23 protein-coding genes and 4 tRNA genes are annotated in these 26908 nt (G+C 67.2%); 11 read left to right on the top strand and 16 right to left on the bottom strand.

Annotated elements, in window-relative coordinates; all coding sequences use genetic code 11:
* Nucleotides 1-31: 31 nt before the first annotated feature.
* Nucleotides 32-832 (top strand): DeoR/GlpR family DNA-binding transcription regulator, encoded by an 801-nt coding sequence (locus ACQPY4_RS13810; RefSeq protein WP_433336183.1) that lies wholly within the window; start codon nt 32-34, stop codon nt 830-832.
* On the opposite strand, the gene ACQPY4_RS13805 is transcribed toward ACQPY4_RS13810, so the two are convergent.
* On the bottom strand, nt 829-1395 hold the full coding sequence (locus ACQPY4_RS13805; protein ID WP_433336181.1) for a TetR/AcrR family transcriptional regulator: 567 nt from the start codon (nt 1393-1395) through the stop codon (nt 829-831). The two genes, ACQPY4_RS13810 and ACQPY4_RS13805, sit on opposite strands and share 4 nt — an antisense overlap.
* 78 nt (nt 1396-1473) lie before the next feature.
* On the opposite strand from ACQPY4_RS13805, the gene ACQPY4_RS13800 reads away from it, so the two are divergent.
* Nucleotides 1474-2364 (top strand): NAD(P)-dependent oxidoreductase, encoded by an 891-nt coding sequence (locus ACQPY4_RS13800; RefSeq protein ID WP_433336179.1) that lies wholly within the window; start codon nt 1474-1476, stop codon nt 2362-2364.
* A 101-nt stretch (nt 2365-2465) separates the two neighbouring features.
* Nucleotides 2466-3077, top strand: coding sequence for a UdgX family uracil-DNA binding protein (locus ACQPY4_RS13795; protein ID WP_433336177.1), 612 nt, complete (start codon nt 2466-2468; stop codon nt 3075-3077).
* Between the two features lie 2 nt (nt 3078-3079).
* On the opposite strand, the gene ACQPY4_RS13790 is transcribed toward ACQPY4_RS13795, so the two are convergent.
* The 5 genes from ACQPY4_RS13790 to ACQPY4_RS13770 all read right to left on the bottom strand — a co-directional run bounded on the left by ACQPY4_RS13790 (nt 3080) and on the right by ACQPY4_RS13770 (nt 4458).
* Nucleotides 3080-3154, bottom strand: a tRNA-His gene (locus ACQPY4_RS13790).
* Between the two features lies 1 nt (nt 3155).
* A tRNA-Arg gene (locus tag ACQPY4_RS13785) sits at nt 3156-3228 on the bottom strand.
* 25 nt (nt 3229-3253) lie between these two features.
* A tRNA-Met gene (locus ACQPY4_RS13780) sits at nt 3254-3326 on the bottom strand.
* 5 nt (nt 3327-3331) lie between these two features.
* Nucleotides 3332-3416: transfer RNA gene (locus tag ACQPY4_RS13775), tRNA-Ser, on the bottom strand.
* Nucleotides 3417-3606: 190 nt separating this feature from the next.
* Nucleotides 3607-4458, bottom strand: coding sequence for an oxidoreductase (locus ACQPY4_RS13770; protein ID WP_433336175.1), 852 nt, complete (start codon nt 4456-4458; stop codon nt 3607-3609).
* 82 nt (nt 4459-4540) lie between these two features.
* Between ACQPY4_RS13770 and ACQPY4_RS13765 the strand changes: the two genes are divergently transcribed.
* Nucleotides 4541-5440 carry a LysR family transcriptional regulator gene (locus ACQPY4_RS13765; protein WP_433336173.1) on the top strand — a complete coding sequence of 300 codons (900 nt, stop codon included), beginning with the start codon at nt 4541-4543 and terminating at the stop codon, nt 5438-5440.
* Here the strand turns inward: ACQPY4_RS13765 and ACQPY4_RS13760 are convergent.
* On the bottom strand, nt 5403-5666 hold the full coding sequence (locus tag ACQPY4_RS13760; protein WP_433336171.1) for a sigma factor-like helix-turn-helix DNA-binding protein: 264 nt from the start codon (nt 5664-5666) through the stop codon (nt 5403-5405). The two genes, ACQPY4_RS13765 and ACQPY4_RS13760, sit on opposite strands and share 38 nt — an antisense overlap.
* 146 nt (nt 5667-5812) lie before the next feature.
* Between ACQPY4_RS13760 and ACQPY4_RS13755 the strand changes: the two genes are divergently transcribed.
* The 3 genes from ACQPY4_RS13755 to ACQPY4_RS13745 all read left to right on the top strand — a co-directional run bounded on the left by ACQPY4_RS13755 (nt 5813) and on the right by ACQPY4_RS13745 (nt 7714).
* The gene (locus ACQPY4_RS13755; protein WP_433336169.1) at nt 5813-6223 is read left to right on the top strand and encodes a hypothetical protein; all 411 of its coding nucleotides are present in this window, start codon (nt 5813-5815) and stop codon (nt 6221-6223) included.
* A gap of 43 nt (nt 6224-6266) precedes the next feature.
* Complete coding sequence (locus ACQPY4_RS13750) at nt 6267-7247, top strand: saccharopine dehydrogenase NADP-binding domain-containing protein (RefSeq protein WP_433336167.1); 981 nt, start codon at nt 6267-6269, stop codon at nt 7245-7247.
* A 65-nt stretch (nt 7248-7312) separates the two neighbouring features.
* Nucleotides 7313-7714: a hypothetical protein gene (locus ACQPY4_RS13745; RefSeq protein WP_433336165.1), complete on the top strand. Its 402-nt coding sequence runs from the start codon at nt 7313-7315 to the stop codon at nt 7712-7714.
* A 43-nt stretch (nt 7715-7757) separates the two neighbouring features.
* On the opposite strand, the gene ACQPY4_RS13740 is transcribed toward ACQPY4_RS13745, so the two are convergent.
* On the bottom strand, nt 7758-8213 hold the full coding sequence (locus tag ACQPY4_RS13740) for a carboxymuconolactone decarboxylase family protein (RefSeq protein ID WP_433336163.1): 456 nt from the start codon (nt 8211-8213) through the stop codon (nt 7758-7760).
* Nucleotides 8214-8335: 122 nt separating this feature from the next.
* Between ACQPY4_RS13740 and ACQPY4_RS13735 the strand changes: the two genes are divergently transcribed.
* Entirely contained in the window at nt 8336-9169 is an 834-nt protein-coding gene (locus ACQPY4_RS13735; protein WP_433336161.1) for a sigma-70 family RNA polymerase sigma factor, read from the top strand.
* Here the strand turns inward: ACQPY4_RS13735 and ACQPY4_RS13730 are convergent.
* Nucleotides 9162-9578, bottom strand: coding sequence for an ATP-binding protein (locus ACQPY4_RS13730; RefSeq protein WP_433336159.1), 417 nt, complete (start codon nt 9576-9578; stop codon nt 9162-9164). The genes ACQPY4_RS13735 and ACQPY4_RS13730 overlap by 8 nt on opposite strands.
* 128 nt (nt 9579-9706) lie before the next feature.
* On the opposite strand from ACQPY4_RS13730, the gene ACQPY4_RS13725 reads away from it, so the two are divergent.
* A complete protein-coding gene (locus ACQPY4_RS13725) occupies nt 9707-10534 on the top strand; it encodes a helix-turn-helix domain-containing protein (RefSeq protein ID WP_433336157.1) in 828 nt (275 codons plus the stop codon).
* Nucleotides 10531-10800 carry a DUF397 domain-containing protein gene (locus ACQPY4_RS13720; RefSeq protein ID WP_433336155.1) on the top strand — a complete coding sequence of 90 codons (270 nt, stop codon included), beginning with the start codon at nt 10531-10533 and terminating at the stop codon, nt 10798-10800. Before ACQPY4_RS13725 ends, ACQPY4_RS13720 begins: the two co-directional genes overlap by 4 nt.
* Here ACQPY4_RS13720 and ACQPY4_RS13715 read toward each other — a convergent pair.
* Entirely contained in the window at nt 10756-11601 is an 846-nt protein-coding gene (locus ACQPY4_RS13715) for a hypothetical protein (RefSeq protein ID WP_433336153.1), read from the bottom strand. The two genes, ACQPY4_RS13720 and ACQPY4_RS13715, sit on opposite strands and share 45 nt — an antisense overlap.
* 128 nt (nt 11602-11729) lie before the next feature.
* Here ACQPY4_RS13715 and ACQPY4_RS13710 point away from each other — a divergent pair, with 128 nt between their 5' ends.
* Nucleotides 11730-12380 (top strand): TetR/AcrR family transcriptional regulator, encoded by a 651-nt coding sequence (locus ACQPY4_RS13710; RefSeq protein ID WP_433336151.1) that lies wholly within the window; start codon nt 11730-11732, stop codon nt 12378-12380.
* A gap of 4 nt (nt 12381-12384) precedes the next feature.
* Here ACQPY4_RS13710 and ACQPY4_RS13705 read toward each other — a convergent pair whose 3' ends face one another.
* The 6 genes from ACQPY4_RS13705 to ACQPY4_RS13680 form a co-directional block, all read right to left on the bottom strand.
* Nucleotides 12385-13308: a hypothetical protein gene (locus tag ACQPY4_RS13705; protein ID WP_433336149.1), complete on the bottom strand. Its 924-nt coding sequence runs from the start codon at nt 13306-13308 to the stop codon at nt 12385-12387.
* Between the two features lie 250 nt (nt 13309-13558).
* Complete coding sequence (locus tag ACQPY4_RS13700; RefSeq protein ID WP_433336147.1) at nt 13559-14029, bottom strand: hypothetical protein; 471 nt, start codon at nt 14027-14029, stop codon at nt 13559-13561.
* A gap of 92 nt (nt 14030-14121) precedes the next feature.
* Nucleotides 14122-21201, bottom strand: coding sequence for a polymorphic toxin-type HINT domain-containing protein (locus ACQPY4_RS13695; protein ID WP_433336145.1), 7080 nt, complete (start codon nt 21199-21201; stop codon nt 14122-14124).
* A gap of 78 nt (nt 21202-21279) precedes the next feature.
* Nucleotides 21280-25287, bottom strand: a complete 4008-nt coding sequence (locus ACQPY4_RS13690; protein WP_433336143.1) for an RICIN domain-containing protein — start codon at nt 25285-25287, stop codon at nt 21280-21282.
* Between the two features lie 276 nt (nt 25288-25563).
* Nucleotides 25564-26193: a maleylpyruvate isomerase N-terminal domain-containing protein gene (locus ACQPY4_RS13685; protein WP_433336141.1), complete on the bottom strand. Its 630-nt coding sequence runs from the start codon at nt 26191-26193 to the stop codon at nt 25564-25566.
* The gene (locus ACQPY4_RS13680; protein ID WP_433336139.1) at nt 26190-26906 is read right to left on the bottom strand and encodes a hypothetical protein; all 717 of its coding nucleotides are present in this window, start codon (nt 26904-26906) and stop codon (nt 26190-26192) included. The genes ACQPY4_RS13685 and ACQPY4_RS13680 overlap by 4 nt, the downstream gene beginning before the upstream one ends.
* Nucleotides 26907-26908: the final 2 nt, after the last annotated feature.

Below are 26908 nucleotides of genomic sequence, written 5' to 3'. Positions count from 1 at the left end.
ATTCCGTTGATTTGCGTTCTACTCTTGCCGCATGGCCGATGAGACCCGCTCGCTGCTCGCGCCGCAGCGTCACGCGCTGATCCTGGAGGAGCTGTCGCGCGGCGGCGCCGTGCGGGTGGCCGACCTGGTGCCCCGGCTGGGCGTCTCCGACATGACCGTCCGGCGCGATCTGGAGCACCTGGCGCGGCAGGGGCTGGCCGAGAAGGTCCACGGCGGCGCCGTCGTCCCCGGAGGCGCCGCCGCGTTCGAGCCCGGGTTCACCGCCAAGTCCGACCGCGCCATGTCGGCCAAGGCCGCCATCGCGGCGCACGCGGCGCGGCTGGTCTCCCCCGGCGCCGTCGTCGGGCTGGGCGGCGGGACGACCGTCCACGCCCTGGCCCGCCATCTGGCCGACATCCCGAACCTGACGGCGGTCACCAACTCGCTGCCCGCCGCCGACGTCCTGCACCGTCCCGGCCCGGCCGCCACGGTGATCCTCACCGGCGGCACCCGGACCCCGTCGGACGTCCTGGTCGGCCCGGTCGCCGACCGCACCATCGCCGGCCTGCACGTCGACCTGCTGTTCCTCGGCTGCCACGGCATCACCCCGGAGGCGGGCCTGACCAGCCCCAACCTCGCCGAGGCCCAGACCAACACCACCTTCATCGCCGCCGCCCGGCGCGTCGTCGTGCTGGCCGACCACACCAAGTGGGGCATGGTCGGCCTGGCCGCCTTCGCCCCGCTCGACCGCGTGGACGTCTTCGTGACCGACACCGGCCTGGACGAGCAGGCCCGCACGGCCATCGCCGAGCAGACCGGCGAGCTCGTCGTCGTCCCGGCCGAGGACGGTTAGTCCACGACGTCGGCGAAGACCCGCTCCACGTCGTCCAGCGGCGTGAGGTCGCGGCGGGCCCTGGCGATGACGACCGCCCCTTCGAGCGCGCAGAGCAGGGCGACGGCGACCCCGCGGCCGGGCGTCCGCGGCGCCCCGTCCAGCAGGACGGCCAGCGGCTCCTCCCAGCTGTCCAGCGCGGCGGCGACCGCCGCGCGCACGCCGGGGTGCTCGACCGCGCCGTCCACCACGCAGGCCGCCAGCGGGCAGCCCAGGGCGTAATCGGTACGGCGCAGTTCCTCGCGCCACAGCCCGACCACGGCGCGGACCACGTCGGCGGGAGCGGGCGGCGGCCGCACGTCCCGCAGGGCCCCCAGCAGCTCGGCGATCCTGGCGCCGGTGCGCTGGACGACCTCGGTGACCAGTTCCTCCTTGCCGCCGGGGAAGTGGTGACCGAGCCCCCCGCGCGCGGTGCCCGCCGCGTCCACCACCTCACGCAGGCCGGTGCCCGCGACTCCCCGCGCGCGGAACAGCCGCTCGGCGGCCGCGACGGTCCGGTCCCTGCTGTCGGTCCGCTTGCCCAAAAGAACCGCGCACCTTCCCATACCGATACTCGGACGACTGTCATAGTATCGTGGTCCGCCGGTCGCAAAGGAGCGCCGATGCAAACCGAGAACACCGTCGTGGGATTCGCCGGGCTGGGCGTCATGGGGCTGCCCATGGCGAGCAACCTCGCGCGGGCGGGAACCGATCTCGTCGTGTGGAACCGCACCCCGGCCAAGACCGACACGTTGCGGGACCTCGGCGCCAAGGTCGCCGACAGCCCCGCCGACCTGTTCGCCTGTGCCGACACGGTGATCCTGATGCTCGCCACGGAGGCGTCCGTGGACACCGTGCTCGACCGCCACGGCGACGCCTTCGCCGACCGGGTCCGCGACCGGACCATCGTCCATATGGGGACGGTGTCGCCGCCGTACTCCGACCGGCTGCGCGCCGACATCACCGCGGCCGGGGGCCGCTACGTCGAGGCGCCGGTGTCGGGCTCCCGCGGCCCCGCCGAGACCGGCGACCTGGTGGTGATGCTGGCGGGCGACCCCGGCGACGTCGAGCGGGTGCGGCCGGTGCTGGCGCCGCTGTGCTCCCGGAGCGTCGACTGCGGCCCGGTTCCCGGCGCCCTGCTGATGAAGCTCGCCGTCAACACCTTCCTCATCACGATGGTGACGGGCCTGACCGAGGCGTACCACTTCGCCGACCGCCATGGCCTCGACCCGGCGCTGTTCGTGGACATCGTCGACGCGGGCCCCATGGCCAGCCGGGTCTCGACCCGGAAGGCGGGCAAGCTTCTGACCGGCGACTTCAGCGTGGAGGCCGCCATCTTCGACGTGTTCAAGAACGCCGATCTGGTCGTCGAGGCGGCGCGGGCGGCGGGCATCCCGGCGCCGCTGATGGACGTCTGCCGCGAACTGTTCCGCGAGACCGACGCCGCCGGTTTCGGCGCCGAGGACATGGTGGCCGTGCACCGCGCGATCGAGGCCCGCCCCTCACCCCGGTGAGCGCCCGGCCGGGACGCCGCGATCACCCACGCGGCCGGCGGCCCGGACCGCGCGAGGCCGGCGCGGAGGAGTAAACCGGCTCCTGGGGGTAGGCCGACGGCATGGGCGGAGCGGAAGAGTACGTCCCGGAGGGCGCCGGCCTGTCCGGGCTGAGGAAGGCCGCGGCGGACTGCCGAGGATGCTCGCTCTACAAGGACGCCACGCAGACTGTCTTCGGCGAGGGAGCGGCGGGCGCACGGGTCGTGCTGGTCGGCGAGCAGCCCGGCGACCAGGAGGACCGCAAGGGCGCGCCCTTCGTCGGCCCGGCCGGACGGCTGCTGGACAAGGCCCTGGACGAGGCGGGCATCGAGCGCGGCGACGCCTACGTGACCAACGCCGTGAAGCACTTCAAGTTCACCCGGCCGGAGGGCGGCAAGCGCCGCATCCATGAGAAGCCCGGAGCCACCGAGGTGAAGGCGTGCCGCCCCTGGCTGGTGGCCGAGCTGGCCGTCATCGACCCGGACGTGGTCGTGGCGCTGGGCGCGACCGCCGCCAAGGCGCTGGTGGGCCCGGATTTCCGGGTCACCAAGCAGCGGGGCGAGCCGGTCGACAGCCCGGACTTCGGCCGGGTGGTCGCGACCGTGCACCCGTCGTCGGTGCTGCGCTCCAAGGACCGCGACGACGCGTACGCCGCGCTCGTCGCCGACCTGAAGGCCGTCGCGCGCCTGCTGTGAGAGGGCGATCGCCCGGGATCGAACCGAGGACCTTCAGGGCCACAACCTGATGTGCAGACCACTACACCACGAACGCCGTGTCTCCGGCAGGAATCGAACCTGCGGCCCCCAGGTCCGCAACCTGGTGCGCTTTCCGCTGCGCCACGGAGACGAGAATATTCAATTGTGGAATTGCGTAGCGGGAGCGGGAATCGAACCCACCTGGAACGGCTTATGAGACCGTCGAACGCACCAGCGTCCCTTCCCGCCCGGAGCGGAGGGTGCGAGATTCGAACTCGCGCAGGGTGACCCCTGACCACGGCTTAGCAAGCCGATGCCTTACCGCTCGGCCAACCCTCCGGGAAAACAGAAACCGCCCGCAGACCAAAGGTCCGGGGGCGGTCGGCGTCAGAACGCGGTGTTCACGCTCGACGGCGGCTCCCGAGACCGGAGTGGCTTCGCATTCGGTGGTGATGCATTTTCTCGCCCCTCTCGGTCTCGTTCGGTATGACGCCTACTGTGCCATCCGGGTTCCGTTACGGCAAGCCTTTTATTCGTCGAACGCGGTGGCGCGGGCGACGGGCTCCCATTCCAGGAGTTCCTTGCGCAGCGCGTCGGCGTGCGCGACCAGCGCGTCGACGGCGTCGTCGCCGAGCGGAAGGCGGAGCGGGGTCTCCTCGGCCTCCAGCGCCGCGAGGATCGCGGCGGCGGCCTTCTCCGGGTCGCCCGGCTGCCTGCCGTCGGACGTCTCCGCCATCGTCCGCGTGGGCCCGACCGTGCCGGCGTAGGCGTCCAGGGCGGCCGACTTGTAGAGGGCGCCGCCGAACAGGCTGGTGCGGAACGCGCCCGGCTCGACGATCAGCACCTTGATCCCATACGGGGCGACCTCCTGCGCCAGCGCCTCCGACATCCCTTCGAGCGCCGCCTTGCTCGCCGAGTACGCGCCGAACCCGGCGAACGACAGCTGGCCGCCCATGCTGCTCATCTGCACGATCGCGCCCGTCCCCCGCTTGCGCATGTGCGGCAGGACGGCCCTGGTCAGCGCGGCGGGCCCGAACAGGTGCAGGTCCATCAGGTCGCGCAGCTCGCGGTCGGTGGTCTCCTCCACCGCGCCGATCTGGCTGCGGCCCGCGTTGTTGACCAGCACGTCGATCCGCCCGTGCCACAGCAGGGCGTCGGCCACGACGTCGGCGATCCCGCCCTGGTCGGTGACGTCCAGCCGGACGGCCGACACGCGGCCGGGGTGGGCGGCCACCAGGTCGTCCAGCGCCTCGGGCCTGCGGGCCGTGGCCACGACCGTGTCGCCGGCGGCCAGCGCGGCCCGCGCGATCGCCCGCCCGAATCCCGACGACGCCCCCGTGATCAACCAGACCCGGCCCGCCGCTTCAGTGGTGTTCTCCATGCCGCTCAGTCTGCGGACACGGGACGCCGGACGTCCAAGTGAAAGGATCACTCGCTCGATAAAGAGCGCTTATGATCCCGGCATGGAGCTGCGGCAGCTGCGCTATCTCGTCGCGATCGCCGACGAGGGCAATCTGGGACGCGCGGCCGAGACCCTCTACGTGAGCCAGCCCGCCCTCTCCTACGCGCTCAAGAAGCTTGAGTCCGAGCTGCGCGTGCGGCTCTTCGACCGCCACGCGGGCGGCGTCTCCCCTACCCCGGCGGGCCGTGACGTGATCGCCGAGGCCCGCCGCGCCGTCCGCCAGGCCGACCGCGTCACGGCGGCCGCCGACCGGCACCGCCGCGCGGAGACCGGCGTCCTGCGGGTCGGCTTCGAGGCGACCGGAGCGGGCGACCTGACCACCCGCGCCCGCGCCGAGTTCGGCCGCCGCCACCCCGGCGTCCGGGTGGAGCCCAAGCGCTTCGACTGGGGCGGCGAGGCCGCGGCCCTGCGCGAAGGCCGGGTGGACGTGGCGTTCGTGTGGCTCCCCGCCGACCTCACCGGCCTGGAGTCGGAGATCGTCCACACCGAGCCCCGCGTCGTGGGCCTGCCGACGGGGCACCGCCTCGCGGGCCGCGGCGAACTCTCGATCCTGGACGTCAAGGACGAGCCGCTCATGTGGACCGAGCGCGCGCCCCGCGCCTGGGTCGACTGGTGGGCCGTCAACCCCCGGCCGGACGGCTCGTCCCCCAACTGGGGCCCGACCAACGACAACATCGAGGAGATGCTGGAACAGGTGGCCGAGGGCGTCGCCATCTGCTTCGCGCCGTCCAGCATGGCGCGGTACTACACGCGTCCAGACCTGACCTGGCTCCCCCTGACCGACGTCGAGCCGCTGCGCGTGGCCCTGGCCTGGGACGCCGACGGCCCCCTGACCGCCAGTTTCCGCGCGATCGTCCGCGATCTCAGCGGCCGGGCTCGGGGGTGTCCAGGGCCACCCTGAGGGCGCGCAGGGCGTGGTACACCCTGGCCTTCACCTCGTCCACCGAGAGGCCGAGCCGGACGGCCGCCTCGTTGACCGACCGCTCGCGGAAGACCGTCTCGGTCAGGATCTCGCGGTGCGCCGAGGGCAGTGCCCGGAAGGCCCGGGCGACGGTCACCGGGCGCACCGCGTCCCCCGGCACGCCGGGGCTGTACGGTTCGCTGTTCTTGCCGGTTCGCAGTGCCACATCAGGAAACCTGGCACCCCGCCCCCGCCCGCGACAGCCGTTTATGCCGCGCTTAAGGGGGCGTTGATGAAAGCCGCCGCCGCCCGGAGCGCGCGTGGCCGGAACGGGCCGCCTCTGACCAGTCGATACGGGTGTATAAGAACGGAGTGAGGCACCGAAACGCGGCCGTCGCCGCCGTCGCCGTGCTCGTCCTGATCGTGGCGGGCACGGTGCTCCTGCGGTTCCAGAACACGCGGAGCGAGCCCGTCCGCGACCGCACCGGAGCGCTCCAGGAGGCCGAGTTCCAGGCCGACCGGTTCCGGGACGCCGTGACCGCGCTGGCCGCCCGCCGGGCGCCCGACAGCGGCGAGGTCGAGTCGGTCGCGCGGCGCCTGCCCGGCCTCCAGGTGATCTCGAACGCCGCCGCCGGTTCGGGCGTCAACGTCGTCTTCCGCAGCGCCGCCGCGTACGGCCCGCAGGACAAGGCGTCCGGCACGGCGGAGGTCTGCTACCGGCTCGTCCTGCCGCCCGGCCAGCCGCCCCGGGCGACGATGACCCGCACCCAGTGCGAGTCCTAGGGTGGGGGCGCGGCGGAGCAACCATGATGGGAAGGCCGGGCAGATGCAGCGGATCGTCGTCTTCGGCGGTTACGGAGCCGTGGGACGCGAGGCCGCCGAGGCGCTGGCCCGCTGGTCGCCCGGGACGGAGATCGTGGTGGCCGGGCGCTCCCCGTCCAAGGCGGACCCCGTCCCCGGGACCACCCCGCTTCGCGTGGACGTCACAAACGAAACCGACCTGGCCCAAGCCCTTGAGGGCACCGACGCGGCCCTCATGTGCACCGAGCCCCCCGACGCCGGAGTGGCACGGACCTGCCTGGAACGGGGCGTGCACTACGTGGACGTCTCCGCCTCGCACACCCTGCTCGCCGAGATCGCCAAGCTGCACGGCCTGGCCGAGGAACGGAACGCGACGGCCGTCCTCAGCGTCGGCCTGGTGCCGGGCGTGACGAACCTGCTGGCCCGCCACCGCGCCGACCGGTCGGCCCCGGACGAGATCCGCATCGCCGCGCTGCTCGGCTCGGGCGAGCGGCACGGCCCCGAGGCCGTCCGCTGGACACTGGACGGCCTGGGCATGCTGGACGGCTCATGGCGCGCGTCCTTCCCCGCCCCATACGGGATCCGCACCGTCCACCGGTTCCCCTTCTCCGACCAGTACACGCTCCCCGAAACGCTCGGCATCAAGCGCGTGAGCACCGGCCTCTGCCTCGACTCCCGTATGACGACCGCACTGCTCGCGGCAGCCCGCCGCCCCACCGCCACCCGCCTGCTGCGCAATCCCAGGGTCCGCGACGCCCTCCTGACCGCCCTCACCAAGATCCATCTCGGCGGCGACGACTTCGCCGTGACCGCGTCCGACCGCCAGGGCACGGCCTCGTTCGCCGGACGCCGTCAGAGCCGCGCCACCGGCCTCACCGCGGCGCTGGTGACGCTCCGCCTCCCCGAACTCCCGTCCGGCGTCCGGCACCTCGACCAGGTGGCCGACCCGGCGACGTTCCTCAGCGAACTCGCTGCCCACGGCTTCACCCTGGACCTCGACGACTGATCACGAAAAGCCACGTGATACTACGTGAAGTAATCAGTTCGTCACCCAGAGCACAGGGGGATGTCATGGGAATCAGGGTTCACCGCCTCGCGGCCGCCGCACTCGGCCTGGCGACCGGGCTCACGCTGATGGGCGCCGCCGACGCCGCGGCGAAACCGAAGGACAAGGTCGGCATCTGCCACCGGACGGCGTCCAACTCCAAGCCGTACGTGTTCATCGTCGTCGACCGGAACTCCGCCAAGTACAAGGGCCATCTGGCCCACCGCAACAACCCGTCCAAGTGGAAGAACGGCCGCCGCGACTACATCGACGGCCTGGACGGCAAGATCCGCTCGCTGAAGGACTGTCCCAACAAGGGCAAGCCCGTCCCGATGCCACCCAAGCCGATCCCACCAGGAGAACTGGGCCCGGGCCAGAAGCCCCCGAAGGGCGTCTGCCGCACCCAGAGCCTCGAACGGACCTGCTGACGAGCACCGGCGGAGGGGGACCCGGCGGTCCCCCTCCGTGGGCTCAGCTCCAGCGAACCCCGGCGGGCACCTTGAACGTGGTGTTGATCCGGTTGAAGAAATTAGTGATCGACACCATCAGCACCAGCGCCCCGAGCTGCCGCTCGTCGTAGTGCCGGGCGGCCTCGGCCCAGATCTCGTCGGTGACCGCGCCCGGCCGGTCGGCGAGCCGGGTCATGGCCTCGGTGAGCGCCAGCGCGGCCCGCTCGGCGTCGTCGAAACGCGGGTCCTCGTGCCAGGCGGCCACGGTGTGCAGCTTCTCGACGCTGACACCGGCCTTGGCCGCACTCGTGGCCCCGGCATCGGTGCAGGCGCTGCAGCCGTTGATCTGGCTGGCCCGCAGGTGGACCAGCTCCAGCGTCTCCTGCGGGACGCCACCGGCGCCGACCGCCTTGTAGATCTCCTGGATGCCCTTGCTGATGTCGGGCTGGTTCGACAGGTCCTTGATACGCGCTGCCATCGTTCCTCCTGATTTCGGATCTTGACGGCACCACGACGAACCAGAGTGGCGAAAGGTAACGCCGTTACCTTTTCCGCGCACGACGCGTCCTGCTAGGGACAACCGCCACACCCGGGAGCACCGTGACCGAACCGAACGACCTGGCCACCGGCTTCGAGACCCATCGCCCCTACCTGCACGCGATCGCGTCCCGGGTGCTCGGCTCCCCCGCCGACGCCGACGACGCCGTCCAGGAGGCATGGCTCCGCCTGGCCCGCACCGGCGGTGAGGACATCGAGGACCTGCGCGGCTGGCTCACCACAGTGACCGGACGGATCTGCCTGGACCTCCTCCGCCGCCGCCACACGCGCGGCGAGCAACCGCTGGAACCCGACCTTTGGACCACCTCGGGCCCCGACCCCGAAGCCGAGGCCGTCCTCGCCGACTCGGTCGGCCTCGCCCTCTATGTGGTCATGGACGCCCTCACCCCGGCGGAACGGGTCTCGTTCGTGCTGCACGACGTCTTCGCGATGCCGTTCGACACGATCGCGGCCGTCCTCGGCCGGAGCACCGCCGCCACCAAGATGCTCGCCAGCCGGGCCCGAGGACGCATCCGCCTCGGCACGCCCACCACCGACTCGGCGGCCCGCGGCATCGTCGACGCCTTCCTGGCCGCCGCAGGCCAGGGCGACCTCGCCGGCCTGCTCGCCGTCCTCGCCCCCGAGGTCGAACTGCACGCGGGCGAGGCCGTCATCCGAGGCGCCGACAAGGTCGCCACCCAGGCCACCTTCGGCGCCCGCCCGAACACCAAGGCCCACCCCGCCCTGGTCAACGGCCAGCCCGGCGTCCTCATCACCACCAACGGCCGTCCCCTCGCCCTGATGGCCTTCACCGTCGCCAACGGCCGCATCACCACAATCCGAACCACGTCCGACCCAAAGGAACTGGCTCAGATCGTCCCGTCCTGGCTCACCTAGACATAACTGCCCGCACAACCTTCCCAGGCGCACCACTAACCCGAAGAACGACGAGATCCTTCACCAGCGAGCGAACGATAAATAGCCCCCGCCCCCGAATATCGTCCACCCCAGCCACCTGAAACTCAGGCAACAACGGACTCTCGTCCCACACCTCAAGAACCGGATCACCTTCCTCCAGATACACCCGCACCGTAATGTCCCCATCCGGTTTACAAGCCCGCACCGCATTGGTGACCAGCTCACTAATCACAATGCGCCCGTCATACGAGATCTCCGCCAACTCCCACTCGTCGAACGCCATCGCAACCAGATCCCTCGCCAGCACCACAGCCGCGTCCTGCGCCCTGAGCGCCAACGTGAAGATGAAAGGATTCTGCCGCCGCACCCGCGCCACCATGGAGCCCATCGCCACCCATCCTCAAGATTCTTTCGGATTGACTCCCAATCTTGTAGCGACAGCATTACTCTCGGCCACAAACAGCCGACAACGAGGCGTCAAGCAGCCCGCCCCCCACGTCAACCGAGAGACGTCCCATGCCCCAGCCCGACAACGATCGCGAGCCCAGCGCCCTGGTCCTCCACTTCGGCGCCGAACTACGCCACCACCGCACCCAGGCCGAACTCTCCCTCAACCAGCTCGGTGCCTCCATGGGCTACACCGCCCAATGGATCAGCCAGGTCGAACTAGGCAAACGTGCCCCATCCGAACAGTTCGCCATCGACCTCGACACCCAGTTCAAGACCGACGGCAAGTTCCTCCGCCATTGGAAGGCTGTTAAGAAGGACAAACACCGCCGTATCCTTCTCCCCGGTTTCGCCGAATACCTAGCGGTCGAAGCACAAGCCTCGTGCATTCGCTCCTTCAACCCACAAATCGTCCCCGGGCTGCTCCAAACCGAGGACTACGCGCGTGGCGTCATCAGCACCTGGCGGTCATCCGATCCAGTAGAGGACCGGGTCGCAGCCCGCATGGAAAGACAAAAGACTCTTAAGCAGAAGGACGCCCCCGAAGCACTTTTCGTTCTCGACGAAGCGGTGCTCCATCGCCCCATCGGAGGCCCAAGAGTGATGCGTGAACAACTCCAGTTCTTGGCGAGCTTCCATGACTCTCTGGCTGTTCAGGTTCGGATCGTCCCATTCGACGTCGTGACCTACGCCGGCCTCGATGGCCTCTTCCTGATGCTCACACTCCGCGACGGAAGTGAGCTCTTCTATCAGGAAGGCCCCGGCTTCAGTCACCTGATCGACGACACAGACGTCGTTCGAGACGCCGGTGTACGGTTCAATATGGTCATGGGCGAGGCACTTTCCCGCGCCGAGACCAACAAGATGCTTATGCGTGCCCTGGAGGATCTTCGATGACGGTGCTGGACACGGCCTCGATGCAATGGCGCAAGAGCGAGCGCAGCGCACAGGGTGGGGACTCCTGCGTTGAACTCGCGGCAGCGGTCTGGCGCAAGAGCAGCCACAGCGGCCAGGGCGGCCAGGACTGCGTGGAGTTGGCGAGTCTGGCCGACGCGGTGGCCGTACGAGACTCCAAGGACCCCGAAGGCCCCAAGCTCACTCTGGACTCGGGAGCGTTCTCAGCCTTGGTGAGCCGGATCCGCTCCGGTCGGCACGACCTCTGACACACCGCCCCGCGTCAACTCTTCAGCGGGGACCTCGCGGATCTTTGGCGCGAAAATCTTGTTCTCGGGCGGCAGAGTAACGGTCACCGGCGCACCGTACGCAAGATAGACGGAATCGTCCCAGCCATTGCCGACCTTCATGATGCGAGGCGCCCCTTCCTTCGAGACGTGCACCTCTCCCTTCTTGTCCGCGCACTTCAGGGTGAGGGCGCTCTGCCCGAAGAGCTCCTGCGGCGGCCCCAAGGTGAGCGGACCAAGTGATTCGGTGATCAGCGATATGAACGATCGGATCTCGACCATCTCCATCACCGGCGCCAGCATGAGATTCTCGCGGCCCGTCAATTTGAGATATCTGTCCTCATATATCTTGACTCGGGTTCCCATGAAGCCTTCCCAAAATTGGCGGTTCCCCCGGTAGTACCCGGTCTGGCCGACGCGGACAAAATCGAGCTCACCTTTGCCGCCGGTTCTCACTATCCCCATACCGCCCTGCTGGGTGAACTTGAGGTCGACGTAAGCCGCCGCACCGCTCTTTTTCACAACCCAGCCCGTGACCAGCAGCGATGTGGCTTCGGACGAGGTGGCGACGGCCTTCTTCAAGACCTCCTCCGCCGACAACGACTCAAGGCCGCTCGAAGCAGAGATCTCGGACGAAGGAGCCGAGGCCCGTCCGGCCCCCGCGTCCTCCGCACGCAGCCCGAAGTCGACACTGCAACCACTCATCACCACGAGCCCGACAGCCACCACGACTGACGCGGCCCTGACACCCCCGCCCTTCCGCCCCACACCCATCGAGAACACGTCAAACCTCCACCTTGAGCGGTCGCTTAAGTCGGAGACTACTCGAATTTAAGCAACCGCTCAAGAGACGGCGCACGCCTTCCAGCAGGACGGCGCGCTAACGTAAGGTCCCGGCGCGAGCAGCGCCTGTGACGGCATCGGGCGCGGGGGAGACATTGGGCGGCGACACTCGGGCCAAGCTGATCGAGGGCGCGTTGACAACCCTGCGCACACACGGCATCGCAGGCACCTCCGCCCGAACGATCGCCACGACCGCAGGCGTCAACCAAGCACTGGTCTTCTACCACTTCGGCAGCGTCCACGACCTCCTGGCCGCGGCCTGCCTCCAGTCCTCACAAGACCAGGTCGCCTACTACCAGGAACGCTTCGCCGCGGTGACCTCGCTGCGCGAGCTACTCGACCTCAGCCGCGACCTGCACACCAACGAACAAGCCACCGGAAACCTGGTGATCCTGGCCCAAATGCTGGCCGGCGCTCAAACGGACCCCAAGATCGCCTCAGCCAGCGCCGCCTGCCTCGACCTCTGGGTAGCCGAGCTAGAAAACGTCCTAACCCGAATCCTCACCGACTCCCCCCTCGCCGAGTTCATCGACGTCGGCGGCCTGGCCCGAGGCGTGGCAGCCTCCTTCATCGGCCTGGAACTCTACGAGGGCGTCGACCAACAGGGCTCCGCCCGAGCCCTGTCAGCCCTGGAACAACTCACGACCATCGCCGCCCTCCTGGACGACGCAGGCCCCCTAATCCGCCGCGGCCTCCGCACCCGAATGCGCCGCACCTAACGCCTTACTCATCAGAACCCGGCGCCTTAGGCACACTCTCGTGACAAATGACGTACAGGAGAGACTCGTCCTGTCGAGTGATGGGCCACAACTGCGAGTCGTCGATCCACCCATTCCAGTAGGACCCACGACCACTACTCGTGAACGTCCCACCGAACAACAGAGCCCCAACCCCCGGCGCCGCCGTCCACGAGACCGGCACCGCCTTGATCTCCGACGGCATGATCCACTTGGTCTGGCAGTTCCACGGTTGATTGGGAACACACTGCTGGTACGACCCTTCGGCCTGGGAACGTAGCCAGATTTCGTTCGCGACCGGGTCATAACCCCCCATCAACGAAACCCAATGCTCCGTCCAAGGCGTCCCGTTAGGCGCCTGCGCCATATCCCGCGACACACTGGCCAGGACGGTCCCGTCGGCCTTACGGTGCCGCAGCTTCCACCCGTCACCGAACCAGCCCATCTCGAACACGGTGCCGTCCGCCGCCCTCTGACTGACGGCAACCTGCTCCCCACTCGTGGACGCAAGCTTCACCCAGGTTGAGAACATGAACGCCTTGCTGGTGTCCACTATGGGAACCAGCCGACCATCCGCCCCCTCCACGGGCTTGACCACCCCATACTGCCCGTCCCCGTTGAACCGCAGCGCCCGGTCATAATCAGTCGACGGCCCCAGATTGCCCGGCTCCCCGAGGACCACCCCCCGATAGAGCTTGATGTTCGCAGCGGGATTAGCCGTCTCAGTGTTGGCCATTGCCCGCGCGAATCGTCCGCTGGTCTCATCCATCGACCACCCAGCGATCCGCTTCGGGTAGGTCGGATTCTCAGCGACGAGCTCCGCCCGCGCCGACACCGCAACCATCGACATCATCAACCCACCTGAAGCCACGGCCACCAGAGCCCGACCGAAACCACGCCGATCGACCACGAACTACCTCCCACAATCGAAAGTGGCTCGGGTGACCGAGTCCGCTTCTCTTGAGTTCCTGCTCGGCCTATTCTTCAACCATGCACAACGCCGGAATCAGAGATCAGGTCACAGATCGCCTCAGCGGAGGCAATTTCTATAACCTGGCCGCCGGACCTCTCTCAGGGCATCGTAAGTTGTTTTTCTTCTCACAGTACTCTCATCGCGGTCATCTCACACTCACCGCTGCATATAACTGGAGTGACCACAACTATTGAAAGACCTCTCTGAGGGACTCCATTCGATCTCGCGAAGCGGCACGTGACCGATCTCTAATAAGAGCAAGGTCAATCGTCATCAAGTCTTTGGATAGTGCGTCGACATCAGCCAACTGTGCAGCGATTTCTTCGTCATATCGACTTGTGTGGCCTTTTGTAGCGTCATCAATATAGCCAGCCGAATTGAGCATATGATTGGAACAATAGGTGATATTTGACAGATCGCCAGATACCAAATATGCATAGGCGTAATACATGGCAGCCACGGCGTCGTATGCGAACGCCAGGATGCCCGGAGGTTCCTCCTCTCCCTGCATTTCAGGAAATCCGTCGAGCTGCTCCTGAAATACAATGTGCTCTTCATCTGAAACTTCCGGCCCGCGCCACAGCCTCTCAAGGAGATCTAGATATGTATCCAAATCACCCGCACGGGCATCATCAGCTGCTATAGCCAGGAAGAACACGCTTGCACCTCGCTCGACGCAGCTCGCTGCGAAGAGCACGTGTGCCCTCTCTCCTGTATTTTGGAGAAAGTGGGTGAGAGCTTCATCCACCACTACCATTCAAATGTCCTAACCTTCGTTCCACTTTCTCGTGGATAGACTGTGCCGGTGATCCTCCCACCCGTGGCCCTGATCAAGGGTGCGCAGGTCTCACTACACACACTACGCGAGGCTGCACCCGCTATAGGGTTCCAACCCATCGAGTTAATAAAGAGCAGCGCGTTCTGTTCTGCATGGGTGTCGGGAATATTCTCGGCTGCGATCTCCCCCTGACGCAACATCCCCTCTTGTGCTCGGTTTAGCCCACGGCCGCTTCCCGCGACAACGTCGACCACTCCTTGGGGCGTCTCAGCGCGGACTACTGCCACCGTGGTGTGCTGCATCGCCCTTGGGCTACCGGCCGCAGAGTGAATCTCGGACGCACGTTGGGCAAGTTGGTTGCAGTTATGAACGAGCGCCGGTGTTCTGTCTGCGAGCACATAGTAGGTGCGAGCTGTGTCGACACTGAGGTTATGAGCGCGGGTGTACTTGGTCCAGGTTTTGGTGGCGGCAACCTGAACGTAAGCTCCAGCGCTGGTGCGGAGCCACATGCCCGGTTTGAGCTGACCGGCGTCAACCCACTGGTTGGTGGTGGGGAGGTAGAAGGGGTGGTCGTCGGTGGCGACGACTTTGCCGGTTTTGGTGCCCTGTTTGCCGTCAGTGTCAACGGTTACCTGGACGAGGGCCTTTGTTCCGGTGCTGCTGTAGGTGGTGAGGACCGTTTGGGGGCTGGTCTTACCGGTTTGAGGGTCGGTGGCCAGGACCTTGTCGCCGACCTTGATCTTGTCGATCGGCTTGGGCGCGCCGTTGGCCATGAGAACGGCCGTGCCGGGGACGAAGCTGTTGCCCTTGCAACCGCCCCCTGCGGCGGAGGTGGTCTTCTTCGAAGAGGCTGGGGCTGCTTTGGCCTTGGCGGGGGGCGCCTTGGAGCCAGAGCGTGGGGCGCCGGAGCCCTGGATCTTGCTGGCTATCTTGGGGGCTACGCGTTTGACGATGGGGGCGGCTGCCTTGAGAGCCAGGCCGCCACCGATATGGGTGACTACGCCTATCGCTGCGCCCTTGGCTGAGGCTGTGAGGAAGCCGCCGGCCTTCCATTGGTCTTGGGGAGTGTGCTGGGCATAGTTGACGGCGCCGTAGACGGCTCCTGCCGCTGCGGCGCAGCCGACTGCACCTACGCCTGTCCAGCCGACGGCTACGCCGCAGCCGACGCCGACTGCTGTGGCAGCGATCGTGGCGGCGTGCTTCTTGACGAAGCCGCCTGCCTTTTTCTTGAACTTGCAAGTCCAGCTGGTGCAGGGCGGCGGCGCTGGGGGTGTGGGCGGGGGACGGTATCCGGCCTCGCCTACGGTGGTTGAGGGGCCGTTGTAGGTCGAGGTGCCGCTGATGCGCTTGCCCTCGTCGGGATGGCCGCTGGCGCCGCCGGTGCAGGTGACCATGCCGTCCATGTAGCGGCACTGGAGACCGTCAGGGTCGCTGTTGCCAACGGGGTTGTTGGCGGCGTAGGCGAAGCCGTTCCAGGTTTGGGGGTCGCCGCCGGCGAAGATGGGGTCGACGCTGATGAAGCGGCCGATGGACGGGTCGTATTCTCGGGCGCCCAGGTGGGTCAGGCCCGTGCTGGCGTCCTTGGTTCCGCCTACGTAGCCCTTGTCCATGACGGTCGGCCAGATGCCGATCGCGTTGCTGCGTTCGTTGCCGAACGGGCCGAAACGGCGCAGACTCCAGGTGTTCTGGTCGGCGGCGTTAATGGTGGTGCTGGGACTGCCCTGGTAGTCGGGTGTAAGGAACTGGACCGAGTCGGTGGATCGGCCGGTTCGGTAGGCGACGGTGTCGCCACCGTGGCTGTAGTAACGGACCGCGCTGAGGTTTCCGTTGGTGGAGAGCTTGAGTTCCTGGCTGGGCAGGTAGAGGGTCTTGCCGGTGCTGTCTTTGCGGATGAGACGGTTGCCGCCGGCGTCATAGATGAAGCTGGCCAGCTCCTTGTCGGAGGTGTCGCTGACCTTGGCCAGATGGCCTTCGGCGTCCCAGGTCAGTTTCTGGCCTGGACGGGTGGTGGTATTCCCAGCCTGGTCGTAGGTGTAGAGGTCGGTACGAGTGCTGGTGCCCTCGGTCTCGGTGACGCTCTTCAGCCCGTGCGGGCTGTTGGTTCCGCTGTCGCCGAGCGCCGCCGGGTAGGTGTAGGTACGGGTCTTGTCGGTTGCCGGGCCGCCGGTGAAAGCGTGTTGAACTTCTTTGGTGCGGTTTCCTGTCTTCTCGCCGTTGGCGTCGTATTCGTAGGACGTCCAGTAGGGGGCCGGGCCGCCGACCGAGTCGGCGGCCGGTGCGGTGGGGCAGTCGGTGGCGTTGGTGCTCCACGCCTGGGTGAGGCGTTGTGCGTAGTCGTAGGTGAAGCATTGCTGGTCGGGCAATTTCCCGACGGTGTTCGTACGGATCGAGTTGAGCGAGCCGGAAGGTGTGTAGCCGTACTTGGTCTCGACGTCGTATGTCGCGGGCGAAGTCTGGCGCTTGACGGTGGCCCGGGTCAGCCGCTGGGTGGCTTCGTCCCGATCAAAGGTCTGCCAGATGAACTGGTTGTCCACCGCCGCCGATTCGAGCTGGGTTACCTCACCATGAGAGTCGTATTTAGTGCCGGCGACATAGGTGGCGAGTCCATTGGTCCAGTCAGGGAGGCCGTCGGCATTGTAGTGGGTCTTGACGGTCTCTTCCGGTAGTCCGGTACTGCCCCCGACGGCCGGGTAGTCGGTGGACGCAGGTGTGCCGTCGAAGTTGTAATCCTGGTTCGTGGAATAGGTGCCCGCGAGGGCGCCTTCCGACGACGGAATGGTGATGGACGAACCCATGGCACGGTAAAGCGCGTCATAGCCGGTTACCGCACTGACATACCTGTCCGCTCCGATATGGCGGGTGGCGGTGGCAGGTAGCCCCTTGGCGTAGGGGACGGTGTCATAGGTGTAGGAGGTCAGTGGCGACGCGCCGTTCTTGACCTCAATGGGCCGGCCGAGCTTGTCGTAAGAGTGAGTCAGCGTCGTGCCGCGGGCGTCCTTGGTAGTGGCGACCTGATCGAAATGGTCATAGGTGACGGACGAGGTGCCCTTGTCGGGGTCACTTGAGGTAACGGGGCGGCCCTGGACGTCATAATTCGTCTTCCACACGTTGCCCGCGGCGTCACGTGCTTCGTGCGGGCGGCCCGCCGCGTCGAAGGAGTTGGTCGAGGCGACGTAGGCGCCCGACAGGTCCGTGCCCTTGTACTGGCGCGACTCCACGACCCGGCCACGGGCATCAGTGATGCTCATGGTCGGCATCGCCCCGGCAGGGGGAATCGCGATACTGCGTTCGCCCTGGTACTGGTTGCTGGAGGTCCACTTCTTCGTGGACTTGTTGTAGAGGGTGGCGGTGAGCGGCCTGCCCAGGCCGTCATAGGTGCTGATGGTCTGCGATGGGATCTGGTTGTCGTCCGCGCTGGTCAGTACTCCGGACGGAGCCCCGGACATCAGGTACGGGGCGTTGGCCTTGAACACCAGGCCTCGGCTGTCGTACTTGGTATCGGACACCATGCGTCCGCCGCCAGGGGCCTCCACTTGCGTCTGCCTGGGACGCAGCAGGCCATCCATGATCTCTACCGACGTGTCGTACGTGACCGGATCGGCTTTCCGCAGCGTCTTGGTGGTGATGGACACCGGGTTGCCATCGGCAGGGAAGGCATAGGTGTAGGTCGTCGAAGGCCGATCCGGACTTCCCTCCCGGTAGTTGTCCGGTGACCATGCGCGGATGATCCGGCCAAGACCGTCGTACTCCGCGTCGGTATCGCGACCGTTGGGGTCGACCACTCTGGTCGGGACGCCCCGCGCCGGATTGAACTCGGTCGTGGTGGTGAGCGAGGTCGACGTGCCGTTCATGTTCACCGGCGGCAACTTCACCAGCGACGACTTGAGCCAGCCCTCAGGGGCATCGTTGTAAGTCGAGGTAGTGGTGCGGTCATCGGCAGTCGTGGACGGGTCGCCCGGCTGGGTGGTCGAGGTTACGCGGCCATACCTGTCGTGGACGTTGGTAGTGGTGACGGCCATCGTGGACCTGCCGTCGGCGACGCCTTTGACTGTCTCGATCTGGCGGTCGTTTCCTAGCGTCGGGTAGTCGCCGTAGGAACCACTGTCATAGATCGTCTTGATGTCGGAGATCATGTCTCCGGCGGCCAGGTTTGGCTCGTGGCTGGTCTCGTTGTCACAGTCGACCGAGACCGAAAGGGCGCGGATCGGCAGCGTCCTGATCACGACACCGGTGGCGGCGCCACTGGGGAAAACGGTGCGGCTGCACGTGTCGTCGTTCGCCGTGGCGGGGTCGCCCTCGTCATCAACGGCGATGGCCCGTCCGAGATCGTCGTAGTCGTAGTACGTCTCGGTGTACCGATCGTTCCCGTCGGCCTTGCGGCTGCGCGCCTTGGTCCAGGTCGGCTTGACCCAGCCGCCGTGAACGGTGATGTCATCGTCGGAGTTGGTGTCCCGGAAGGTGCGGGACACCGTGCTGACCCACTTCGGCAGCGAAACCGTCGCGCTTGTCTCGGCCTCGTCGGTGAACGCGCCGTTGAACGTGCGGGACTCGATCACCGCACCCGCGAGTGTGTCGGTGTCCTTGATCCCCGCGGTGCCGAGGAGCTTCTTGGAGTCGTTGATCGAGACGCTGTCCGGCGTCACGCCCTTGCCCTGGTAGTTCCCGTCCATCCCTCGGGCGTAGGTCGTCTCGGTGCGCGACTGGGCCTCGCCGTTCTGCCCGTCACCCGCGACGGTCCTCACCTTGCTGTAGCCCCGCCACTGCGACCAGTGGCGCCACTTGTCCTTGGTCAGCCCGTCGTCCTCGGCGTAGCGCCAGGCGGCGCCGCCCAGGTAGGTGTAGTCAGTGATCTTGGAGCGGGACTGTCCGGTCGCGTCGGACTCGATGATGTAGCTGGCGACGTACTTGTGGTACCAGTCGTCGACGATCTTGCCGTTGGGGTCCTGCCATTTGACCGGGAAGCACCGCTTGGGATTCGACTTGGGATCGGGCATGTTGCCGGCCGAGTAGATGCATTCAGCCGGTGGAGTGGGAGTGACGTAGGGGTCGGAGTATCCGACCGTGGTGGTCGACCCGGTGCCGTTGCTCACTCCGACCAACCGGGGACGTTCGTATCCGGGCAGTGCGTCGACCCCGGTGCCGCTCCGGCCGGTGACGACCCGGTTCGGCATCAGTTGGCCGGTCAGAGTGACCGTCGAAGCCTTGGCGTCGGTCCCGTACTTACCGGTCTGGTCGATGGTGTGGAGCCAGAGGGCACCGTTCTGGTACGTCTGGCCGAAGTCGTAGACATCGACGAGGTCGTAGCCCGGGTCCTCGACGGCCGCCGTCTGATCGTTGCGCAGCTTTGTGGTGATCTTCGTCAGGCGCTTGCGGTCGAAGAACGTCGGCGACACCCGCTTGAAGCCGCAGGTCTCGCCGTCCTTGCAGATCTGGTCGTCGGGGATGTCGGTCCGGTCCGCCAGGCCGAACCTGACGCGGGCCGTCGGCTTGCTCGCGAAGGTGGAACCCTGACGCTGGCCGTAGTCGATACGGGTGAGGTGACCGCCGGAGACGTACTTGGTGCCACCGGACGTCTGCTCAACGCGGGTGTAGTTGTTGGTTTCCTTGCCGTAGAAGTAAGTGATCGTGTTCTTGTGCGGGTCGATCACATGGTCGAGATTCCAGCGCCATGCCTGGTTGCACCAGGCGTCCTTGAATGCGTCCTTGTGGCAGGGCTCGCCGGAATCGTCGCCGAAGACCGGCACCGTCCAGGCCGAGTTCGTCTCGTCCTTGCCCGACGACCAGTCATCGGGACGGTCCTTGCCGAAGATGTACTGGACGCCTTCGAGAGTGGTGACCCGCCACCACTCGCCGTCGTCGTCCCCATTGGACGCACCGGTGAGCCGCTCGACCGTGGACCCGTCGTCATTTCGGGGACGCCAGGTCTTCGTGCCCGAGTCGTAGAGCAGCTCCGTCGACCGGCCGTTCAGCGAGAGGACGGCGTTCTGACGTCCCCAGCACAGGTCCCCGGAGACCCGCCCGTCATCCATGCACGGCTTGTACTTGCGCTCAACGAAGCCCGGCCAATAGTCGAAACCGTCGCCCAGCCAGGACGCCTGCGAGTTGTCGGCCGCGGTTTTGCCGTCCACCGCCCCGGAGTTGTAACCGATCGTGACCTGGGGAAGCAGGTTGCCGGGCACAGGAGGCATCCGCACCGGGTACGACCAGGAGAACTCACCGGTGTTGCTCCCCGCGCTCCAGGTCGACGCGGGCGACAGGTTCGTCGCGCCCCAGTCGCCGCCCGCGCCCGAGCTTCCCGCCTGAATGGCCAGGATGGTCAGTGAGGCATCGGCACTGCGCGCACCGTTGGCGGCCACATCCACGTCGGCCGCGAGAGTGGCCCGCTTCGGGTCATTGACCGTCGGCAGAGGCGTGCTCTTCTGGCACTCCGTCTTCGTCGGCGTGGTCAGCGCGCAGGCCGGCAACTTCACCAGCCTTAGTCGGGACGCCCAGTCACCACCATGAGCGGATGCGAAGTCTGAATAGTTGACCCCGACCTTGGCCCGACCGTCCCTCTCCGCCGACAACGCCAGCATCAGCCCGTCAGTGCGCGCCTGCTTGGCCGTCTTGTGCTCGGCAAGCCGCACTCGGACTCGCGGCGGCACAGCCGAAGGAGCCGTCCTCTCTCCCGGCCTCGCGGCGGACTCCGTCAGCCAAACAGGCAGTTTCCCCGCCTGCACCCAGGGCGCAGCCGAACGAGCCGACGGCTTGATGTGAGAAAGGTCTGCCGTAGCCTCTGCCGCTTCCGGCCACACCGGCTTGGGTCGTTCCTTCCCAACAGGTGTGCCGGCCTGGCCTGGCAACTTCTCCTGCGCGGCCTTCAGCGTGCGCCCCTTGACGCGAGTGGTCTGCTGCGTCTTCGGACGTCGCTTCTCACCGTCCTCGGACAGCTTCGGCCGGACGGCCGCCGCGGCCTCGCCGACCACGCCGGCCAGCAGGGCCAACGAGGTCATCAACGCGACCAGCACGACCGTTGCTCGTGCTTTGCCGAGCACTCGCAGCACACCGCTCACTGATGTCTCACATCCACTCAAGAGGTCACACGCAAGTCGAAAAGCTGTTGGTCGAGCAGAGAGGAACAGATCCGGTACCTATTCCGGGCACCGCCATGTCTGGTCGGGCAGACATCCCAGCTTCCAGACCTGGTGCTGGGGGGCCGGTTCCTGCGGAGTGTCCTGGATCATCAGTGCCCCGTCGGCCGCAGAGCCGTCCTTGGGCTGGAGGACCATCTCGCTGTGTTGGGCGATGAGGCGATATCCGTATCTGCCGTCCTCGTTTATCGAGGCGACTTTCCAACTTTGATGCGCGGCGCCTGGTTCGCAGAGCTTCTGCCATACCTTCGCACCCGCTGTCGCGGTTCCACCCGCGACTTCCAGACACTTGGCCGTCTTGGGGTCGCTCAGAGTGTGGACGTTGATGAGCGTGTAGAAGCCGTTGCCTTGGTGGACGAACTTCCAGTCCTGCCAAGCACCGTTGTTGCACGCCCACTGCATGACGTCGACGCCGTCACCGGTCTGGCCCCCGCCGGTCTCGAGGCATTTCCCGCTCGCCGCCCCCAGAACCCGGTAAGTGATTCCGTCAAGCTCGTGCTGCTTCTGGCCAGTGATGCTCCAGAGTTGCTCGGGCCACAGCGGGTCGCCACACGACCATTGGATGACGTCTCCGCCGGGATTTTCGACCGCGCCGCCGACAGCGAGGCACTTGCCACTGCGTTTGGAGACGAGCCAGTGCCCGTTGGCCTTCTTCTCCGGTTTCCACAGCTGCCCTGGGTTCTGATTGCACTCGTCCTGCCACACGTTGCGGCCATCAGAGGTACCTGACCCGTCGGTGGCATCGACATCCAGGCATTTTCCGCTGTTCGGGTTCGTCAACGTGTAGTAGCCGTCACCGCTGTCGGTGAAACGCCAATCCTGGGCAGGGCCAGCGTTGCAGGTCCACTGGATGACGTTGGCCTGGTTGGCCGTGGAGGAGCCTGCCACGTCAAGGCAGTGGCCCGAGTTCACGTTGACCAGTCGTTGCGTCTTGCCGGCGAACTCGCGATCCTGAACGGATTCGCCATAGATGACGTTGAGTACCGACTCGTCGGGGTGTGCCAGCGGCCAAAGTTGCGAGTCGTCCAGCCAACCGTTCCAGTACGACGTCCGGCCGCCTCCGGTGAACGTGCCGCCGAACAGGAGCGCTCCGGCCCCCGGCGAAGCGGTCCACGAAACCGGCGTCGTTCTGACCTCCGGTGTCATGACCCACTTGGTGGTGCAGACCCATGGACGATCCGGGAGGCAGGCTTGGGATTTGCCTTCGGCCTGGGTGCGCAGCCAGATCTCGTTCTTCAGTGGGTCATAGCCGCCCATCAACGACACCCAATGGGACGTCCAAGGCGTGCCGTCCCCCGCTTGTGCCATGTCGCGAATCACGGTCGCAATGACCGTCCCGTCCGCCTTGCGGTGCCGCAGTGTCCATCGGCCGCTGAGCCAGCCCAGTTCGAACACGCTGCCGTCGGCCGCCGCCTGGCTGACGGCGACCTGGTCGCCGCTGGTGGAGGCGAGCTTCACCCAGGTCGAGAACATGAACCGCTTGCTGGTGTCGACCAGGGGAACCGGCTTGCCGTCTGGCGATGTTCCCGGAGGAACCTCGCCGTACTGACCCGACCCGTTCAGCCGTACCGACCTGTCGGCGGTTACCGCCGTACCGAGGTTGCCCGGCTGGCCCATCACCGCTCCCCCGGCGAACGTCATGTTCGCGTTGGGGTTGGCGGCGCCGCTGCTGCCGACGGCGTGGGCGACGTTTCCGCTGGTCTCGTCCATCGACCAGCCGGCGTCGCGCGGGGGCTGCTCGACGCCGAACTCGTACTTCCTGGTCACGCTGGGGTTTCCGGCGCGGTCGAAGGAGGTGACCTCGACCCACTGCCACCCGAAGCGCTTCGGCATCCAGGAAACGCTCGCCGAGGCTCCCAGCGCCACAGCCTTCGTCCCCGTGGTGCCGTCCGAGAACTTGTAGTGGAACTTCACCACGTCACCCGAGCCACCGGGTGTCAGGGCGAAGGCCCCCGGGAGGTACTTGCGTGCCTCCGAGTCGTAGCCGGACGTCTTTCCCTCGGGATACTCCGACGAGCTCACTCCCGGCTGGTTCGGCCGTTTGGCGTCGACGGTGTACTCGCACCACTGCGACCAAGGGCCGGACAGGGCCGTGTCGTCCTGGCCTCGTACTCGCCACGCCCAGGTCGTGCCGCCGTCGGGCGAGGTCGGCGCGTCGTCGCCCTTGAGGATCGTGTGACCAGCGTGGAGGTATCCGTCAGGCTCCGCCTTCTGATACCCGCCACCGGCCGGGACGTACTTGAGCCAGCTCTCCGCCGGTTTGCCCGACGGCGCGATCTCGTATTCGGCCCGCAGCGGCTGCCCCTGCGCTCCGCCCTCGTTGTCGCCGTCGAAGTCGCTGATCAACGCCCGCGCGGTCCTGTCCCGGGACGGCCCGACCCAGGGACGCGCACTGCCGCTCGCGCACGGGTACTTGGTCGTCCCCCCGTTGGTCAGGTGGACGTCCTTGGGGGCGTTCGGCGTCCGGGAGAACTTCACGACCATGCGCGGGTCGACGTCCATCACCTTCCAGGTGTGGGTGTCGTCGTAGTTCTCGTCGGGATAGAGGCCGAGGGTGAAGATGTCCCACTTGTGATCGGTGGCCCACTGCATCAGCCGTGTCAGGTTCGCGCCGGTGAACTTCACGTCGTTCGCCGTGTTGGCGTCGCCGCAGTCGGGACGGCCCACCTTCACCGATGCGGTCGACAACCAGCTCGTGCCCCAGCCTGAACCGTCGGGGATGACGCCTTCGGGACGCGAGTTCCAGGTGGTCGTGTGGTAAACGTGGCCGGTATTGAACAGGCGAACGTCCCGGGGCGTGCACGACCAGGCGTGGAGCGTGTCGAACGTGACGTCCACGGAGTGCACCTTGACGTGCGTTCCGCCCGCCCACTTGTGCAGCAGCGAGGCGTCCATCCGGATGAACGACCGCTTGTCGGTGCCGTCCTCGACCTCGCGTCCCGTGGGAAGCCGGTCGGACTTCCAGTAGGTCTCGTTGGGGAAGGAGCGGTCGACGTACGCCCAGCCCGCGCCCTTGTCGCCTTCGCCGTCACCGTCGGCCTCGCGGCCCATGTTCCAGGTCTGCCAGGACGGGTCCAGCACGATCGGGAACTTGGTCTCGGCCGCCTTCAGCAGCGTCGGATCCGGGGTCAGGGAAAGCGTTCCCGACTCCACCTCGACCGCCATCGGCTTCACCGCCGCCCGCGGGGCCGGGCCCGCGGCGACCGAGTCGGGCTCGGTCTTCAGCGTGGACGTCTGGTCGCCGGCGGTGTCGCCCTCCCACATCAGGGGTTCGGGAGCGGCGAACACCACCTTGCCGGCGTCATCGACGGCTGCCAGACGGCTTCCGGCCAGTTCCTTCAACTGCACACCCGAGCCCCGCACACCGAACTCGATCTTGGTCAGGTCGGTGTTGCGCGCTGCCTCGGGCGTGCGGACGACGACGGCGTGGCTCCATCCGGTCGGCATCGACCGCACCACGAGGTCGATGCCGGTTCCGCCCGCGTTGACGTAGGTGGCGCTCGACTCGCTGACGACCGGCGCCGGGAGTTTCGCGCCCGGCCAGGTGAGCGTGAGGGACTTACCTTCCTTGGTCATCGTCGCGAGCACGTCGTCGCCGCCGGGGCCGAAGGAGACGCCGTTCACGGACGCGCGTGACGCGAGGGCTCCATTGGTGCCGCGTTCCAGGGTGAGGTCGGCGTCGCGGAAGACCCCGTCGCGCTTGACCCGGACCGGGACCGGCGAGGTCTCCAGCGCGAACTGCCCGTCCGGCATCGCGCTCAGCTTCGTCGTCTCCGTCGTCTGCCCGGCGACCTCGACCGGCTCACCGGTCTGCCTCGCCTTGATCGACGCCGCGACATCGGGCGAGGGTTCGGGGGCCGTCTCCGACAGTGAGGGGGCGGCGGCCACGGACGGCACCGCGGCCATCGAGAGCGCCAGCGAACCCGCTACGACGACCGCGACGGCACGCGCGCGCAGCGCCCGCTCGAACAGCGGACTCGAACAACCAAGCCGACGCCGACCATTCACAGACGACCCCACTCACGGTTAAGCCAGATAAAAACGGCGTAAGCGTAACGTGAGGAATCTCGGCGGAGAAGACGGCAAAAACGTGACCCAGATCACTCGAACAAAGGTACTCCTGCCCGGTGACCAGTGCGTCTTTAGTGATTGGCCAGATATGCCCTCAGGGCAATCAGTTGCCGATCGTCACTGTTCGTAGCCGAAACCAGCACCGCTTGATCACTATCAGGCTTCGAATAAGTACTTACAGTGATCATTACTTCGAGTTTTGGCCTGAGTTGGTCAGATGGCGGCGATGGTGGTGGGGGCGCGTTCGGTGCGGGTTAGGGCGCGGAGGACGGCGGTGGGGCCGTGGCGTTTTATGGCCAGGCGGGTGAGGAGGGCGGTCACGGTCTCGGTGGCTTGGGTGGGGAGGGGTGGGGTCTCGGCGGCGACGCTGTAGGCGAGGTCGTCGGAGTGGACGGCCAGTTCCAGCATTCGGGTGATGAGGAAGTCGCCCAGGGTCAGGGACCAGCCGACCCAGGGGAGCCATACGGGACGGTCTTCGGGCTCTGCCGGGAGGGTGGTGCGGAGGGCTTCTACGGTGGCTCGGGTTCTTTGGGCGAGGGACTCCGGGCCTTCGGGGGCCTCGGCTTCGGAGCGGGCGCGGATGGCGATGTTGGCCTCGGCGTCCAGGTCGGCGTTGACCCAGGGGGCGCGGGCGTAGTGGTCGTCGACGGTGATCGGGGGCTGGTCGGTGGAGGTCTCCAGGCGGCCGGTGACCAGGTGGATCTGGGCGGCGAGGTGTTCGGCGAGGCCGCCTACGGTGAAGCCCTCCAGGGCGCTGCGGTGGTCCCAGTTGGTGGCCACGGCGGGGTCGTCGAGGATGAGCAGGGCCGACTCGGCGGTGGCGAGGTAGGTGTCGGTGATCATGGCTTCGTGGTGTGTTTGACCCAGATGTTGGGTTCGGCGTAGCGGCCTTGGCCGTTCTCTACTTCTACGGGGACGAGGCCCCCGGGGACGATGTAGCGGCCGTCGGACGGCATGGGGAGGTCGGTCCACTCTTCCCATTCGGCGGTGGTGCCGGTGACCAGCATTGACTCGTCGCAGACGTTGAGCATCGTGCCGCCCAGGCGGGCGTGGACGCGGAGCCAGGGGTCGAAGGGGAGGTCGCCCTTGCGCCAGGTGATGTACTCCGCCATCGGGGTCAGGGGGTAGCGGGGTTTCCAGGTGGGGCGGACGGGGGCGTAGAGGGCCGGGAGGCCGTGGTTCGCGGCGGTGTCGCGCATGGCCTCGACCATGACGCGGCTGAGGCCGGTGCCCAGGCGGTCGCGGGAGACGACGATCCAGATGGCGGAGGCGGCGTTGGGGGCGTGGCCGGAGAAGCAGGTCTCGGCGACGTGGTCGACGCCGCGGGTGGGCAGGTCGTCCGCCCCGTCCCAGTGGAACGGGGCGGACGATGCCAGGGCGATGGGGCGGTCGTCGTCGAGCAGCGCGAGTTGGTATTCCGGCTGCTCGTCCAGGAGGCGGCGCCACAGGCCCTTGGTGCTCTGGTCGTGGTTGAGGAACCGCGGCCAGGCGTCGAACTCCGGGGAGGCGACGGCCGAGGCGAGGTCGGGACGCTCGGCCAGGGTGACGATCTTCATGC

It is taken from the genome of Spirillospora sp. CA-294931 (assembly GCF_050946795.1).
Classification (GTDB): domain Bacteria; phylum Actinomycetota; class Actinomycetes; order Streptosporangiales; family Streptosporangiaceae; genus Spirillospora.
The sequence above is the reverse complement of the archived record's forward strand: the minus strand, read 5'-3'. Positions and strand labels throughout refer to the sequence as shown.